The organism is Opitutus sp. sgz309028, from assembly GCF_059821195.1.
This window is the reverse complement of the sequence record NZ_JCAMRR010000002.1, coordinates 303100-317189: the sequence shown is the minus strand read 5'-3', so window position 1 is coordinate 317189 and position 14090 is coordinate 303100. Positions and strand designations below refer to the sequence as shown.

18 protein-coding genes are annotated in these 14090 nt (G+C 66.0%); 13 read left to right on the top strand and 5 right to left on the bottom strand.

The features are described 5' to 3' along the window. Positions 1 to 73: 73 nt before the first annotated feature. The 12 genes from rpiB (at position 74) to AC6RV7_RS07060 (ending at position 9646) form a co-directional block, all read left to right on the top strand. Positions 74 to 514 (top strand): ribose 5-phosphate isomerase B, encoded by a 441-nt coding sequence (rpiB, locus tag AC6RV7_RS07115; RefSeq protein ID WP_500093223.1) that lies wholly within the window; start codon positions 74 to 76, stop codon positions 512 to 514. Positions 515 to 591: 77 nt separating this feature from the next. Continuing rightward, a complete protein-coding gene (locus AC6RV7_RS07110; protein ID WP_500093222.1) occupies positions 592 to 1209 on the top strand; it encodes an alpha/beta hydrolase in 618 nt (205 codons plus the stop codon). Next, positions 1206 to 2189 (top strand): potassium channel beta subunit family protein, encoded by a 984-nt coding sequence (locus AC6RV7_RS07105; protein WP_500093221.1) that lies wholly within the window; start codon positions 1206 to 1208, stop codon positions 2187 to 2189. The genes AC6RV7_RS07110 and AC6RV7_RS07105 overlap by 4 nt, the downstream gene beginning before the upstream one ends. A gap of 107 nt (positions 2190 to 2296) precedes the next feature. Further along, positions 2297 to 2980: a metal-dependent hydrolase gene (locus AC6RV7_RS07100; protein ID WP_500093220.1), complete on the top strand. Its 684-nt coding sequence runs from the start codon at positions 2297 to 2299 to the stop codon at positions 2978 to 2980. 80 nt (positions 2981 to 3060) lie between these two features. Beyond that, positions 3061 to 5136 carry a thiamine pyrophosphate-dependent enzyme gene (locus AC6RV7_RS07095; RefSeq protein WP_500093219.1) on the top strand — a complete coding sequence of 692 codons (2076 nt, stop codon included), beginning with the start codon at positions 3061 to 3063 and terminating at the stop codon, positions 5134 to 5136. 11 nt (positions 5137 to 5147) lie between these two features. After that, complete coding sequence (locus AC6RV7_RS07090; RefSeq protein WP_500093218.1) at positions 5148 to 5672, top strand: KdsC family phosphatase; 525 nt, start codon at positions 5148 to 5150, stop codon at positions 5670 to 5672. A 7-nt stretch (positions 5673 to 5679) separates the two neighbouring features. After that, a complete protein-coding gene (locus tag AC6RV7_RS07085) occupies positions 5680 to 6120 on the top strand; it encodes a hypothetical protein (protein ID WP_500093217.1) in 441 nt (146 codons plus the stop codon). Continuing rightward, positions 6117 to 6662: an LptA/OstA family protein gene (locus tag AC6RV7_RS07080; RefSeq protein WP_500093216.1), complete on the top strand. Its 546-nt coding sequence runs from the start codon at positions 6117 to 6119 to the stop codon at positions 6660 to 6662. Before AC6RV7_RS07085 ends, AC6RV7_RS07080 begins: the two co-directional genes overlap by 4 nt. Continuing rightward, complete coding sequence (gene lptB, locus AC6RV7_RS07075; RefSeq protein WP_500093215.1) at positions 6659 to 7429, top strand: LPS export ABC transporter ATP-binding protein; 771 nt, start codon at positions 6659 to 6661, stop codon at positions 7427 to 7429. The genes AC6RV7_RS07080 and lptB overlap by 4 nt, the downstream gene beginning before the upstream one ends. Before the next feature lie 114 nt (positions 7430 to 7543). After that, complete coding sequence (gene hprK, locus AC6RV7_RS07070) at positions 7544 to 8548, top strand: HPr(Ser) kinase/phosphatase (protein WP_500093214.1); 1005 nt, start codon at positions 7544 to 7546, stop codon at positions 8546 to 8548. Between the two features lie 61 nt (positions 8549 to 8609). Next, positions 8610 to 9362 carry a ribonuclease PH gene (gene rph, locus AC6RV7_RS07065; RefSeq protein ID WP_500093213.1) on the top strand — a complete coding sequence of 251 codons (753 nt, stop codon included), beginning with the start codon at positions 8610 to 8612 and terminating at the stop codon, positions 9360 to 9362. A gap of 38 nt (positions 9363 to 9400) precedes the next feature. After that, the gene (locus AC6RV7_RS07060; RefSeq protein WP_500093212.1) at positions 9401 to 9646 is read left to right on the top strand and encodes a hypothetical protein; all 246 of its coding nucleotides are present in this window, start codon (positions 9401 to 9403) and stop codon (positions 9644 to 9646) included. Between the two features lie 16 nt (positions 9647 to 9662). Here AC6RV7_RS07060 and AC6RV7_RS07055 read toward each other — a convergent pair whose 3' ends face one another. From AC6RV7_RS07055 to AC6RV7_RS07035, 5 genes are all read right to left on the bottom strand, one after another. Next, positions 9663 to 10487, bottom strand: coding sequence for an urease accessory protein UreD (locus AC6RV7_RS07055; RefSeq protein WP_500093211.1), 825 nt, complete (start codon positions 10485 to 10487; stop codon positions 9663 to 9665). 90 nt (positions 10488 to 10577) lie between these two features. Further along, positions 10578 to 11204: an urease accessory protein UreG gene (gene ureG / locus AC6RV7_RS07050; RefSeq protein WP_500093210.1), complete on the bottom strand. Its 627-nt coding sequence runs from the start codon at positions 11202 to 11204 to the stop codon at positions 10578 to 10580. 114 nt (positions 11205 to 11318) lie between these two features. Beyond that, positions 11319 to 12053 carry an urease accessory protein UreF gene (locus AC6RV7_RS07045; RefSeq protein ID WP_500093209.1) on the bottom strand — a complete coding sequence of 245 codons (735 nt, stop codon included), beginning with the start codon at positions 12051 to 12053 and terminating at the stop codon, positions 11319 to 11321. Then, positions 12025 to 12492: an urease accessory protein UreE gene (locus AC6RV7_RS07040; protein WP_500093208.1), complete on the bottom strand. Its 468-nt coding sequence runs from the start codon at positions 12490 to 12492 to the stop codon at positions 12025 to 12027. Before AC6RV7_RS07040 ends, AC6RV7_RS07045 begins: the two co-directional genes overlap by 29 nt. Positions 12493 to 12598: 106 nt before the next feature. After that, positions 12599 to 13090 (bottom strand): YchJ family protein, encoded by a 492-nt coding sequence (locus AC6RV7_RS07035; protein WP_500093207.1) that lies wholly within the window; start codon positions 13088 to 13090, stop codon positions 12599 to 12601. Between the two features lie 105 nt (positions 13091 to 13195). On the opposite strand from AC6RV7_RS07035, the gene murI reads away from it, so the two are divergent. Then, the gene (murI, locus tag AC6RV7_RS07030; protein WP_500093206.1) at positions 13196 to 14056 is read left to right on the top strand and encodes a glutamate racemase; all 861 of its coding nucleotides are present in this window, start codon (positions 13196 to 13198) and stop codon (positions 14054 to 14056) included. Positions 14057 to 14090: the final 34 nt, after the last annotated feature.

Genomic DNA, 14090 nt, shown 5'->3' with positions numbered 1-14090 from the left:
TTGTTTTTGCTTTGCTGCGGCGGAGCCGGCTGCGGATAAGAGACCCTCTTTTCGCCACCAAGTTTCCCGACCCATGAAGAGGTTTTCCATCGCCATCGGTTCCGACCACGCCGGCTTCGCCTACAAGGAAGCCATCAAAACCATGCTCTTGCAGGAGGGGCACACGGTGCGGGACTTCGGAACCGACAGCGACGCGCCTTGCGATTACCCGGACTTCATCCGCCCGGTCGCCGAAGCGGTGGCGCGCGGCGAATTCGAGCGCGGCATCGTGCTCGGTGGCTCTGGCAACGGCGAGGCGATCGTCGCCAACCGCGTGCGCGGCGTCCGCTGCGGCCTCTGCTGGAACGAACAGGTCGCGATCTGGAACCGCTCGCACAACGACGGCAACGTGCTGTCGCTCGGCCAGCGCACCGTCAGCGAAGCCGACGCGTTGAAGATCGTGCGCACCTGGCTGGCGACCGAGTTCGAGGGCGGCCGCCACGCCGCGCGCATCGCCAAGATCGACCGGGCCTGAGCGCGGCGGACGGGGCGTTCCGCGGCATTTTCGGCGGCAAAGTTGCGAAGGGCCGGCTTTCTCGCTATCGAGGAAGCATGCCGCTCGCCTACGTCCACGCCTTTGAACCCGGAGAAATCGCGTCCGCGCCACCCGTTCTCCTGCTGCACGGCACCGGCGGCGACGAACACAATCTGCTGCCGCTGGGCCGCACGCTTTCGCCCGGCTCGGCCTTCCTCTCGCCGCGCGGACCGGTGAACGAACAGGGCGCCGCGCGTTTCTTCGCCCGCATTTCCTCCGGCATCTTCGATCCCTCTGAAGTCGCGCGCCGCACGCACGAGCTCGCCGATTTCATTAGCGAGGCGAGCCGGAAATACCAGCTCGACCTCAACCGGCTCGTGGCCGTCGGCATCTCCAACGGCGCCAACATCGCCGCCACGCTCCTGCTGCTGCGCCCGGTGGTGTTGCACGCCGCGGTATTGTTTCGGCCGATGGTGGTGCTCGACCAGCCGGCCCCGGCGCACTCGCTCGAGGGCAAGCGCGTGCTCATCGCCAGCGGCGCGCACGATCCGATCGTCCCCGCCGATCACCCGCACCGCCTCGCCGCGCACCTTCGCGCCGGCGGCGCCGACGTCACGCTCAAGACTTATGCCGCCGCGCACAACCTCACGCGCGAGGAGATCGCCGACGCTCAAACCTGGATTTCTTCGTCATGATCTACCGCAAGCTCGGCCCATCGGGCCTGCAAATTTCCGCGCTGTCCTTCGGCGCCTGGGTCACGTTCGGCAAACAAATCGGCGACACCGTCGCGCGTGATCTGCTGCACACCGCCTATGATGCGGGCGTGAACTTCTTCGACAACGCCGAAGCCTACGCCGATGGCCAGGCCGAGATCGTGATGGGAGACATCCTGAAAAAATCCGGCTGGCGCCGCAGCAGCTATCTCGTTTCCAGCAAGGTGTATTTCGGCTGGGAGGACGACAAACCCAACCAGTCGGGCCTCTCGCGCAAACACGTGATCGAAGCGTGCCACGACGCCCTGCGCCGGCTGCAGGTCGATTATCTCGACCTCTTTTACTGCCACCGACCCGATCCCAACGTGCCCGTGGCCGAGACCGCGCGCGCGATGCACGACCTGATCGTGCAGGGCAAGGTGCTCTACTGGGGCACGAGCGAGTGGAGCGCCGAAAATCTCCGCGAGGTCCACCGCGTTTGCTCCGCGCACAACCTGCACGCGCCGATCGTCGAGCAGCCGCAATACAACCTGTTTCATCGCACCCGCGTGGAAAAAGAATACGCGCCGCTCTACGCCTCGCCCGGGCTTGGCACCACGATCTGGTCGCCGCTCGCCTCCGGACTTCTCACCGGCAAATACAACGACGACGTGCCATCCGACAGCCGGCTCAACGCGCCGGGCATGGAGTGGTTGCGCGACACGATCCTCAACGATCCCGCCGGAAAAAAGAAACTCGGCGCCGTCCCGCAGATCGCCGCCCTCGCGCAGGAGCTCGGCGTCTCGCTCCCGAAACTCGCCGTCGCCTGGTGCCTGAAAAACCCGCACGTCAGCTCCGTGATTCTCGGTGCCTCGCGCGTCGAACAACTGCGCGAGAATCTCGGCGCGATCGACGTCGTCGACCGGCTCACACCGGAACTCATGCGCCGCCTCGACAGCGTCTCCCGCGGGGTTGCGACCTGACGCCCCGCCGTTCGCGCCGGCTGCCGTTGCCCGGTTCGCAGGATTTGGGAACTGAATCCGCGCCGGGGATATGTTCGAATGCTGCGTGCTAAAAAAGCACGCCTGCCATGCATCTCACCTATTTCGGTCACTCCGCGTTCCTGCTCGAGATCGGCGATCGTCGACTCCTGTTCGACCCGTATCTGCGCGAAAACCCACACGGCGCCATCGAGCCCGCGTCCGTCTCGTGCCACTACATCCTTTGCTCGCACGCGCACGCGGATCACCTCGGCGACGCGCTCGAACTCGCGCGGCTGCATCAGGCGACCATCGTCGCGCCTTACGAATTGGCAGAACACCTCGCCGCGGCCGGTGCCGCCACGATCGACCTGATGCCGGGCGGCGGCGTGAACCTGCCGTGGGGCCGGATCGAGATGACGCCCGCCATCCACAGCTCCGCGCTCGAACTCGGCGACGGCCTGACCCGCAGCTTGGGCGTTGCCGCGGGCTTCGTCGTGCGCGCCGACGGTCGCACGCTCTATCATGCGGGCGACACCGCGCTGTTCAGCGACATGCGCCTGATCGGCCGCCACGGTCTCGATGTCGCGCTGCTGCCAATCGGCGATTTCTACACGATGGGACCGGTCGACGCGGTCGAGGCGCTGCACCTGTTGCGCCCGCGACTCGCCATTCCGATGCATTACAATTCCAACGACAAGATCCGCGTCGACCCGCACGCGTTCGCCGCGGACGCCGTCCGCACCGGTCACGCCGTGAAGGTGATGCAACCCCGCGAGACCATCGAGATCTGAGGGACGCTGTCGCAGATTTCCCGCGCGGAAATCTCTCGCTTGCCCGGCGTGTTCCCGCTCCTCACCGTGAGGACTTGGACATGGCCTTCCCAACTCCTCCCGCGATCCTGGCGGCGCGCGATCTCAGCGCCGCGGAGCTCGAGAATCCTTCCACCGACACGCTGATCCGCATCTATACCTGGATGCAGCTCTCGCGCATCGGCGATAATCGCAATCTCGACCTTTTCCGACAGGGCCTGATGAAGGGCACGCTGACCGGCGGTCAGGGCAACGAGGGCCTCATCGTTCCGCTCGCGCTGCTCGCCGACAAGGCCAAGGACGTCGTGTCGTTCACCCACCGCGACTTCGGCGGCCATCTCATCTGGGGCCAGCACTACTGCGAGCACCTCAACCAGTATTTCGCCAACGCTCTCAGCCCGACCCAGGCGCGCGAGGGCAATGTCCACCGCGGCGATCCGAAAAACCGCTCGCTGCCGATGATCAGCCATCTCGGCGCCATGCTCGGTCCGGTCTTGGGCATGACGGATTCGCAGCGCCGGAACGGCATCGACGCCATCGGTTTCGCGTTCTTCGGCGACGGCGGCTCGAGCACCGGCGACATCCACGAATCGCTCAATCTCGCTTCGCTCCTCTCCCTGCCGATCGTCTTCGTCATCGAGAACAACTGCTACGCCTATTCCACGCCGTGCGCGGAACAGTTCGCGCCCGAGGTCGAGCTCTGGCGCCGCGCCGAGGGTTACGGCATGAAGGGTTTCGCGATCGACACCACCGTCGACGTCGCCACGACCGCCCGCACGCTCGCCCACGCCTTCGACACCGTCCGCAAAACTTCGCGGCCGATTCTCATCGAGGCGCACACGCTGCGGCTGCGCGGTCACGCCGCCTACGATACCTGCAATTATTTGAAAGCCGGCGAGAGCGACGCCTTCCTCGCCCGCGATCCGCTGCCGCGTTTTCGCGCCCAACTCGTCGCGGCCGGACACGCCGCGCGGCTCGACGCCATCGACGCCGAGCTCAGCGCCTTCGTCGAAGCGTGCATCAAGGTTTCCCTCGCCGTCGCCCGGCCGACCGTCGACCTCGACGCGCTCAAAGCCGACGTCTTCGCGCCGCCTTCGCCGCCGCTCCCCTGGAAACCCACGATTGCGGTCTCAGCCCCGAACGCCGATCTCCGATCTCCGAACTCCGAAGTTCTCACCTTTGCCCAGGCCATCAACCACGCGCTGCGCAAGGTCCTCGCCGAGCGTCCCGAGTCGTTGATCCTCGGCCAGGACATCGGCACCTACGGCGGCGCCTTCAAGGTCACGGAGAATCTCCTCGGCGAATTCGGCCGCGCGCGCGTGTTCAACAGTCCGCTCGCCGAGAGCGCCTGCACCGGCTACGCGATCGGCCTCGCCGTCAACGGCCACCGTCCGATCGAGGAATTCCAGTTCGCCGATTTCTCGACCGAGGCGATGACGCAGATCACGCAAAACGCCGCGACGTTTCACTACCGTTCCGGCGCCGCGTGTCCGCTCGTGCTGCGCTACCCGTGCGGCGGCGGCATCACGCTCGGCTCGTTCCACTCGCAGGAACTTGAGTCCGTCTTTCTCGCGTTTCCCGGCATCAAGGCGCTCTACCCGAGCACGCCGCAGGACGCTTTCGACGCCGTGCTCGCCGCCTACGAGGACAACAATCCCGTCATTCTCTTCGAACACAAGGGCCTGTATCGACGCGCCAAGGACACGGTCGCGTGGAACCCGAATTACCGCGACGTCTGGACGCCGAAACAGCTCCGCCAGGGCGAGCACGCGACGTTTGTCACCTACGGCGAGATGACGCACCTCGCGCGCGAGGTCTGCGACTACGTCGCCGCCGAATACGAGCAGACGTTCGATCTCTTCGATTTGCGCTGCCTCTCGCCGCTCAAACTCGACGCGGTCCACGCGTCGGTCGCCCGCACCGGCCGGCTCGTCGTGCTCCACGAGGGCCGTCGCACGCATGGCTTCGGCGCCGAGCTCGTCGCGCGTCTCACCGAGCAGAATTTCGCGCACTTGAAAGCCGCGCCGCTGCGGATCGCCTCGCTCGATATCCCGGTGCCGTTCGCGCCCGAGCTCGAACAGGTTCACCGCCCGACGACGGACAAGGTCCTCGAACTCGTGACCACGTGGCTCGGCTGAACGCGTCCGCCATGTCGCCGCATCCGCATTCCGAGAAACAGGGCGCAAGCCTTCCCGCCGCGCGCTGGGCCGCGATCCGGCTCTTCGCGATGGACGTCGACGGCATCCTCACCGACGGCACCGTGCGCATCCATTCCGACGGCACCGAGTCGAAGAACTTCTCCATCCTCGACGGCATGGGCTTGCGACGCCTCGAGAAAGCCGGCGTCCTCACCGCCTGGATCAGCGGCCGCGGTTCCGGCGCGACGAGCGCCCGCGCGGCCGAGCTGCAAATCCCGCATCTGATTCAGGGCCGCACGGACAAGCTTACCGCGCTGCAGGAGCTCGCCGCGCAACTCGGCCTCGCGGCCGCCGCCTGCGTTTACATGGGCGACGACGACATCGACGCGCCGGCGATGCAGTGGGCGGGGATCGGCGCCACCGTGCCGGACGCGATGCCGTCTGCGGTCGCCGCCGCCGATTACATCACCCAGCGCGCCGCCGGGCATGGCGCCGTCCGCGAAATCTGCGAACTGATTCTGTCGTCCCGCCGCTGATACACCGATGCCGCCACCCCTCTCGCTCCGCCTCGCCGCGCGGATTTCGCTATTTTGCCTGTGCGCGTTGACCGCCCGCGCGCAGCTCAATGCGCCGGCGAAGAACTGGACACTTCCCGTCTTCACGAAGGAAGGCAACCGCTCGATGCTCGCGCGCGGCTCCGAAGCGCGCATGACCCAGGACCGCCACTTCGAGGTCGTCGACCTCAACCTCACTTATTTCACCGGCACGGCCGACAACGTCGTCGACACCGTCATCCTCAGCCCCGCCGCCACGTTCCAGCCGGACGAGCAGGTCGCCCACGGCGAGAAGTTCGTGCGCGTCGTGCGCGACGACATCGAGGCTTCGGGCATTCGCTGGGTTTACCGCCACGCCGACAAAAAGATTTCGCTCGACGGCAACGTGCAGGTAACGTTCCGCGCCGAGATCAGGGATCTCCTTCGATGAAACGCCTTCCTTTTTTCCTTCTCGCCTTCGCCCTCCTCGGCGCGGTGCACGTGCGCGCACAAAACCTCGCGCCGTCGCCCACGACGCTCACCTGTGACCACATGGACATGTGGAGCGAAGGCGACGAAACCAAGGCCATCTGCACGGGCAACGTCACCGTCACCGGCACGAATCTTCGCATCGTCTGCGATCGGCTGGAGCTGACCGCGAGCCGCATCGGCGACGACCAGGAGGCCGAATCGATCCCGACGCTGGAAAAGTTCCGCTACCTGCTCGCCACCGGCAACGTGTCGATCGCGCAGGGAACGCGCGTCGCGACCTGCGAGCGCGCCGAGGTGCTCCCGCGCGAGGAGAAGGTCGTGCTCACCGGCAATCCCGTCGTGACCGATCGCGCGAGCGATGTCACGACCGCCGGCGAAAAGATCACGATGCTCCGTGGCCAGGAACGCGTCGAAGTCGAGAAGCCGCGCCTCAAGGGTCCGCCGATCCGCGATCTGGGCTACGATCGCAAAACCGATACGCCGGCCAACTCCGCGAAATGAGCGCGACGGCTCCCAGTATTTCGCCCCTGACGGCCGGCGCCGCCGCTCCGGAGATTCGCACCGAGGGGCTGGTCAAGATTTACGGCGAGCGCCGCGTCGTCGACGGCGTCAACGTGCGCTTTTGCGGCGGCGAAGTCGTCGGCCTGCTCGGGCCCAACGGCGCCGGCAAGACCACGACTTTTTACATGATCGTCGGCCTGATCGCGGCGTCGGCCGGACGCGTCTGCCTCGACGGCACGGACCTCACGAAGCAGCGCATGCACGAGCGCGCGCGTCACGGCATCGGCTACCTGCCGCAGGAGCCGTCGGTCTTCCGCAAACTCACCGTCGAACAGAATATCCTCGCGATCCTCGAGGCGACCGGCGTGCCGCGCCGCGAACGCGCGCGTCGCGTGCAGGCGCATCTCGAGGAACTGCACCTTACGCACGTCGCGAAACAGAAGGCCTACACGCTGTCGGGCGGCGAACGCCGGCGGCTCGAGATCGCGCGCGCGCTCGTCACCCGCCCGAAGTTCCTCCTGATGGACGAACCGTTCGCCGCGATCGATCCGATTTCCGTCGCCGAGGTGCAGAAGATCGTCCTCGACCTGAGGGCTCGCGGTATCGGGGTCGTCATTACGGATCACAACGTCCGCGAGACGCTGCGCGTGGTCGACCGCGCCTACCTGATTCACAAAGGCAAAGTCCTCGCCGAGGGCACCGGCGAGTTCCTGATCCAGGACGAGCAAGCCCGCAAATTCTACCTCGGCGAAGATTTCAATTTGTGAGGACCACGAACTACACGAAACACACTAAAACAGCCCATATACCGCCGGGCTCGAGGCTCTGATTTCTTTTCGTGTCTTTCGTGTGTTTCGTGGTTAACCCCTGACCCGTCCTCCATGCAAAAAGCCATCCACGGCATCACCGTCGCGCACTTCCTCGATACCTATCGCGCGAAACTGAAGATGGAGCTCGTCACCGGCGAGGCCGGCCTTCACCGGCTCATCCGCGAGGGCAGCATCAACCGGCCGTCGCTGGCGCTCACCGGTTTCTTCAAATATTTCGCGAACAAACGCATCCAGGTCCTCGGTGCCGCCGAGATGACGTTTCTGAAAGCCGTGCCCGCCGAGAAGCAGATCGAGATTTTCCGCGGCATGGTGAAACAGCACATCCCGTGTCTCGTGCTGACCCGCAACTTTCACCCGACGCCGTCGATGCTGAAGGTGGCCACCGACATGCGCCTGCCGATCATCCGGACGCCCATGATCACGATGAATTTCGTGAACCTGGCGACGCTCTGCATCGACAACGAGTTCGCCCCCGGCGCCACCGAACACGCCACCACCCTCGACGTCCGCGGTATCGGCGTGATGCTCCGCGGCTCCAGCGGCGTCGGCAAAAGCGAATGCGCCCTCGCCCTCATCGAGCGCGGCCACTCGCTCGTCGCCGACGACCTCACCGTCATCAAGCTCCTCGACGAGCGCGAACTCATCGCCTCCTCCCGACCGCTCAACCGCGGCTATATGGAATGCCGCGGACTCGGCATCATCAACATCGCCGAGATGTTCGGAGTGAAATCCATCCGCCTCGACAAACGCATCGACCTCGTCGTCTCGCTCTACGAGTGGACGCCCGAAGTCGTCGAGGAACGCACCGGCCTCGAGGAAAACTACTACGAGATCCTCGGTCAACGCGTCCCGCACATCGAGCTCTACGTCCGGCCCGGCCGTGACATGGCCCGGCTCGTCGAGGTCGCCGCGCTCACTCAGGCATTGAAGAAGATGGGCCACGATCCCGCGAAGGATTTCAACGATCGCCTGATCGCGTTCATGACCCAGCAGGGTGCCAGCTTCAGCACCACGAAGGTGACGCCGGTGCAGCGCTCGAAGCAGTCGGAGAGCTGATCCGCGCAACCGTCCGTTTCCCCACTTGCCAGCGCGCCTCCCGCCGATTCGGCTTGGCGCGATGAGCACCAACGCCGCGCGCCTCGACGGCCGCAAACCCGACCAACTGCGTCCGATCACGTTCGAAGCCAATGTGGCCCCGCACGCCACCGGCTCCGTGCTCGTCTCCTTCGGCGCCACGCGCGTGATCTGCGCCGCCACGATCGAGAACAACGTTCCCACGTGGATGAAGCAGCAAAAAGTGCCCGGCGGCTGGCTCACCGCGGAGTATTCGATGCTTCCCTACTCCACGCTCGAGCGCAAAGCCCGCGACATCTCCCGCGGCAAGATCGACGGCCGCACCGTCGAGATCCAGCGCCTCATCGGCCGTTCGCTCCGCGCCGTCATCGACCTGCAAAAACTCGGCCAGAACACGCTCTGGATCGACTGCGACGTCCTCCAAGCCGACGGCGGCACGCGCACCGCGTCGATCACCGGCGCCTGGCTCGCCGCCCGCCTCGCGATCCAAAAACTGCTCGACGCGAAAGCTATTCCGGAAAACCCGCTCGCCGATTCCGTCGGCGCCGTCAGCGCCGGCATTTTCCAGGGACAGGAATACCTCGATCTCAACTACCTCGAGGACAAGGACGCCGAGGTCGACGCCAACATCGTCATGACCGGCCGCGGCCAGTTCGTGGAACTGCAGAGCTCCGGCGAAGAAGCCACGTTCTCCGGCGAGCAATTGCAGCGGCTCATCGCCCTCGCGCAAAAGGGCCTGAAGGAAATCGCCACGCTGCAAACGTCGTTTCTCACCCGCCAGCTCCTGGGCCGCTGACCCGCGATCTGGCGCACGACTTGCTCACTTCCGACTTCATGCGCCCTCGCTCCCGCCCCCTCGTTCGTCTCGCCGCGCTGCTGGCCGGTTTTACTCCGCTGGCCGCACTCGCCCACCCCGGACACGACGATCCCGAAATCACCTGGGATTTCTCGCACCTGGTTGAGCACCCGATCGCCACGCTATTGTGCTTCGGCGTGTTGCTCGGCGCCATGTGGCTGGTGCGTGTCGCAGTGCGTCGCGCCGGCGAAGAGGACGACGCTCCGACCGATTCGCGCGACTGACCGGCACTCAACCGCCTCAAAGTTTCCGCGGATCGCAGCGGAGCGCGGGCAAGGTTTGCGCAAGAATGCTGCGCACTTCGCGCACCGTGCGTTTGAGTCGCACGCCATCTGCGGCGACGACTTTGATGCTCCAGCCCCCGCGGCGCAGCGCACTCGCGCCGACCCACACGCCCTCGCCGTGCAACGCCTGCACCGCTTCGCGCCAGGGCGCGTCGCCTGAGCCGTCCGGCGAAATCACGACCGCGTTCGCAAAACACGCTGCCTCACCTGAACCGGCCCAGCGCGCCAGTGCTTCCAACTCCCGGCCGCCTTGATCGAGCCGCTCGCGCAACGCGAGCTCGCCGCCGCAACGCACGTCGAGCTCGAGTCGCAGCCGGTCCCAGCTCCAGGTTTCGCCATGCGCCACGCGGCCGGGCAGCAACGGATCGACGAAGAATAGTCCGCCACCTTCCTCGACCTCGATCGCCGTCGCCTGCCGGTAACGCGATCCACGATGCGGCACGAGCGGCTCGGGTAACACCTCGAGCCAGCCGCCGCGCGCCACGACAAATCGCTGCCGCGCCGCCGCCTCACCGTCGCGCATCATGAACACCCGGCTCGCGCTCGGCGTCGTCACGCAGAGCGCCGCGCCCGTTTCGACGACGATCTCCGATTCGAGCCGGTCGCCGGCGAGAATGCCGGCGGTCGGGTTCACGACCTGCACCAGCAGCACCCGCGTATCCACATCCCAATACGGCTTGCTCAGATGAAACGGCGCGCGAAACGACTGCTCCGCGAGCACCGTCCGCCCATGCTCCCGCTGCGCCGCCCGCAATCGCAGATGCCCGGAAAACTCAGCCATGGCATTGGCCGCAAAGAGGCGCAGAACGCGCAAAAATACCCAGCGCTCCCCTGCTCCTTTTTTGCGCCTTTTGCGCTTTATTGCGGCTATTCATGTGGCCGCCTCCGCGGTCTGCGCGAACAACACCTCGCGCTCGAGCCACTCGATCACGGCGTCGAGGTTGTGCTCGCGTTTTAAATCGCAGAACAGAAATGGCCGCGCGCCACGTTGCGCGTTCGCGTCGTGCTCCATCACCGACAAGTCGGCGCCGACCAGCGGCGCGAGGTCGATTTTGTTAATAATGAGCAGATCGCTGAACCGGATCGCCGGCCCGCCCTTGCGCGGGATTTTGTCCCCTTCCGCCACGTCGATCACATAGATGAACGCGTCCACCAGCTCCGGCGAAAACGTCGCCGTGAGATTGTCGCCGCCGCTCTCCACCAGCAGGAGTTGCAGGTCCGGAAACTTCGTTTCCAGTGCGCGACACGCCTGTTCGTTCATCGTGGTGTCGTCACGGATCGCGGTGTGCGGACAGCCTCCCGTCTCCACGCCAGCGATACGCTCCGGCGGCAGCGCGCTGTGCCGGATGAGGAACTGTGCGTCCTCGGAGCAATAGATGTCGTTGGTCACGACGGCCATCGAGTAGCGCTCGCGCAGCCGTTGGCAGAGTTTCAGGCACAACATGGTCTTGCCGGAGCCAACCGGCCCGCCGACACCGATGCGAGGAGGACGAGTCATGGGGGAAATTCAGGAAGCGCGAAGACGCGAAGGGGCGCGAAGCCACGCCAAGCATCCGGAGCCGACGGGGCGCTTCGCGAAACTTTGCGCATCTTGGCGCCTTTGCGCTTCATCTCAGGAAATGAACATCCGCGTTGACGCGGTTTCGTGGCGCGCGGCGGCGATGTCGAGCCAAGGGTTGAACCAGCCGATGTCGTCGAACGCCACGTTTTCCGCGCCGGAGATAATCGCCGGGATCTTCGCGAGCGTTTCAGTCAGGAGCGACTGGCTCGCGTTCTGCCCCAGCCGCAGCAGCTTCATCGCGGCCGACACGATCGCCGCCACGCTGGAATACGCCATGCCAGCCAGGCATGCGTCGCGCGGCGCGCCAAACGCACGCGACTCCAACACTGCCGACACCGCCGGCGAACACGGCCAGCGTCCTTCGGCGGCGCGCGCGAGCAATTCCTGCGCACGTGGATCGCCGCGCAGCGTCGCCACCAGTTCCGCGCGCTGGCGGCCGATATTGTCCGACGCCTGGCGAGCCTCGCGCGACGTCTTCATCGCCGACGATAACTCGCAGAGTTCGCGCACGCGCACCCAATCGCGGTCCGCCAGCGCCGCCCATGCGTGCACCGCCAGCGGCAGTTCGCTCTGCCGCAGCGCCGGCAAAACGGATTCCCGCAGAAATGTCCGCAGCGTGGCGCGATCACGCACGACGCCTTCCTGCACGAGCCCTTCCAAACCGAACGAGTGCGCGTAGCTGCCCGTCGGATAAAACGAATCGCCCGCCTGCAGCACCGCGCACAGCCATGCCGTCGGCGAACGCGTCACGGCCGCGTCAGTGTCGATGGCTGGGACCGAGTTCATGCGTTTCTTGGGGTTGACCGCGCGCGAAGCGGCCGGGGCGAAACACCGCCGTCGTCGATCGATACGGCACCTTGAGCCGATCGAGCAATTGGCGCACCGCGGGTTCGTCCGGCGCGAGCAGACGCGTGGGCTCGGATTGCAGTTCGAGATGCAGATTGCCGATCGCCCAGCCGACGCCGGCCGCGGCCGACGCGGGAAACTCGAGTGGGATCTCCACCACCGCTTCCAACCGCTGACGCACAACATAGCGCGCCGCCGCCGTCTGCCAAAAGGTGTCGCCGTGCTTCAATGGCGCGGCGAGTTCGAACCCGAACTCGCTCCCATCGTCCGCGGTGCCTCGCCAGCGGCGTTTCGCCACCTGCATGCGCTCCGCCGGCAACGTAATTTCCGGCAACGCCGGGTCCGGTTGGGCAACGACGGAGTGAACGAGGATCAACACGAGCGGCCCAAAGCACGAAGCTTGCCGTTCACCGGCCAACGCGCGCCGGCAACGCGAATTTCGCGACGGATTGCGCGAACCGAGCTGCGCGGACCCACCTAGGCCGCTACGCGGCGGCGCCGCAGCACTTCTTGTATTTCTTCCCGCTGCCGCAGGGGCACGGATCGTTGCGGCCGACCTTGGGCTTTTCGTAACGAACGGTTTGCCCGCGCTGCGGGAGCTGGCCCGCGTAAACCCAGTTGCCGTCCTCACGCGTAAACAGCGCCGCCTCGAGGTGCTCGTGTTCCTTGCCTTCGGTTTTGAACCGGGCGGAAAATTCCACGACGCCCTCGTCGTCGGTTGCGCCGCCTTTTTCCGTGCGCAGGATCGTGAGACCCAGCCACTCCGATCGTTCGGCCCAGTTGCGCGCGTCGTCGGGCGAGTAATCCTTGCGCTCCTTCGCCGACAGCGAGCGTCCGAGGTGGTCGAACGCGTGCTTCACATACGCGGAGTAGCGCGAACGCATCAGCGCCTCGGCGGTCGGCGCCGGCGCGCCGCCGATGATGGGCTCGCAACACGTTTCGTAGGACCGGCCGGAGCCGCAGGGACAATCGCTCATCCCGTCCTTATTCGGGTTCACCGCGCGCCGTGCAAGACTGGAGGCGTGGCGACGTGGCCGGTGCCGGCTTGCCTTGCGCCGACGTCCGCGCTCCGCTCGCGGAGAATGATCGGCGTTTTCGATTCCGGCTTTGGCGGACTCACGGTACTCGCAGCCCTGCTGCGCCGGCTGCCGGCCTACGATTACGTTTTCCTCGCCGACAGCGCCCGCGCGCCCTACGGCGCCCGCAGCGCGGAGGTGATCAACACGTTCACGCTCGAAGCGGTCGAGTGGCTGTTCGACGAGGGCTGCACGCTCGTGGTGCTCGCGTGCAACACCGCGTCCGCGCGCGCTCTGCGTAATATCCAGCAGCTGCATCTGCCCGCGCATCGGCCCGATCGACGCGTGCTGGGCGTGGTCCGTCCTTCCGTCGAAGCGCTCGCCGGGCTGCCCCCAGGCGCGCTGCCAGGCATCACGCCGCCCTCCAACGCCACCGGCACGGTCGCCGTGCTCGGCACGGAGAGCACGATCGCGTCGGACTCCTACGCGCTCGAGTTGCACAAGCTTTCTCCGCGGCTCGAATTGATTCAACAAGCCTGCCCGATGTGGGTCCCGCTCGTCGAAGCGGGCGAACTCAGCGGACCCGGCGCGGAGTATTTTCTCCGGCGTTCGCTGGAGCCCGTGATCCACCGCGCGCGCCCGCCCCAGCGGCTCCTGCTCGGCTGCACGCATTATCCGCTGCTGCTGCCGTCCTTGACGCCGCTGATCCCGCCGGAAGTCGAAATCCTCGATCAGGCCGAAATCGTCAGCACACGCCTCGCCGACTGGCTGCAGCGTCATCCGGAACACGAGACGCGACTCACGCGCGGCGGCACGCGACGTTTCGCGACGACCGACGACGCCGCGTGGTTCGCCACGCGCGGCGAACGCTTGCTTGGACAAACTTTCACCGCCGATCGCGTGCGTCTGAGATCTCTGGATCGGTGAAGGCCGACGTCCTCGTCGGGCTGAAAGTGCTCGC

Coding starts and splice junctions, on each gene's coding strand:
- AC6RV7_RS07100 (WP_500093220.1), top strand. CDS start 2,297: ATGCATCTCACCTATTTCGGTCACTCCGCGTTCCTGCTCGAGATCGGC.
- AC6RV7_RS07035 (WP_500093207.1), bottom strand. CDS start 13,090: ATGAGCGATTGTCCCTGCGGCTCCGGCCGGTCCTACGAAACGTGTTGC.
- AC6RV7_RS07045 (WP_500093209.1), bottom strand. CDS start 12,053: ATGAACTCGGTCCCAGCCATCGACACTGACGCGGCCGTGACGCGTTCG.
- AC6RV7_RS07080 (WP_500093216.1), top strand. CDS start 6,117: ATGAAACGCCTTCCTTTTTTCCTTCTCGCCTTCGCCCTCCTCGGCGCG.
- hprK (WP_500093214.1), top strand. CDS start 7,544: ATGCAAAAAGCCATCCACGGCATCACCGTCGCGCACTTCCTCGATACC.
- AC6RV7_RS07085 (WP_500093217.1), top strand. CDS start 5,680: ATGCCGCCACCCCTCTCGCTCCGCCTCGCCGCGCGGATTTCGCTATTT.
- AC6RV7_RS07060 (WP_500093212.1), top strand. CDS start 9,401: ATGCGCCCTCGCTCCCGCCCCCTCGTTCGTCTCGCCGCGCTGCTGGCC.
- lptB (WP_500093215.1), top strand. CDS start 6,659: ATGAGCGCGACGGCTCCCAGTATTTCGCCCCTGACGGCCGGCGCCGCC.
- rpiB (WP_500093223.1), top strand. CDS start 74: ATGAAGAGGTTTTCCATCGCCATCGGTTCCGACCACGCCGGCTTCGCC.
- rph (WP_500093213.1), top strand. CDS start 8,610: ATGAGCACCAACGCCGCGCGCCTCGACGGCCGCAAACCCGACCAACTG.
- AC6RV7_RS07105 (WP_500093221.1), top strand. CDS start 1,206: ATGATCTACCGCAAGCTCGGCCCATCGGGCCTGCAAATTTCCGCGCTG.
- AC6RV7_RS07090 (WP_500093218.1), top strand. CDS start 5,148: ATGTCGCCGCATCCGCATTCCGAGAAACAGGGCGCAAGCCTTCCCGCC.
- ureG (WP_500093210.1), bottom strand. CDS start 11,204: ATGACTCGTCCTCCTCGCATCGGTGTCGGCGGGCCGGTTGGCTCCGGC.
- AC6RV7_RS07055 (WP_500093211.1), bottom strand. CDS start 10,487: ATGGCTGAGTTTTCCGGGCATCTGCGATTGCGGGCGGCGCAGCGGGAG.
- AC6RV7_RS07095 (WP_500093219.1), top strand. CDS start 3,061: ATGGCCTTCCCAACTCCTCCCGCGATCCTGGCGGCGCGCGATCTCAGC.
- AC6RV7_RS07110 (WP_500093222.1), top strand. CDS start 592: ATGCCGCTCGCCTACGTCCACGCCTTTGAACCCGGAGAAATCGCGTCC.
- murI (WP_500093206.1), top strand. CDS start 13,196: ATGATCGGCGTTTTCGATTCCGGCTTTGGCGGACTCACGGTACTCGCA.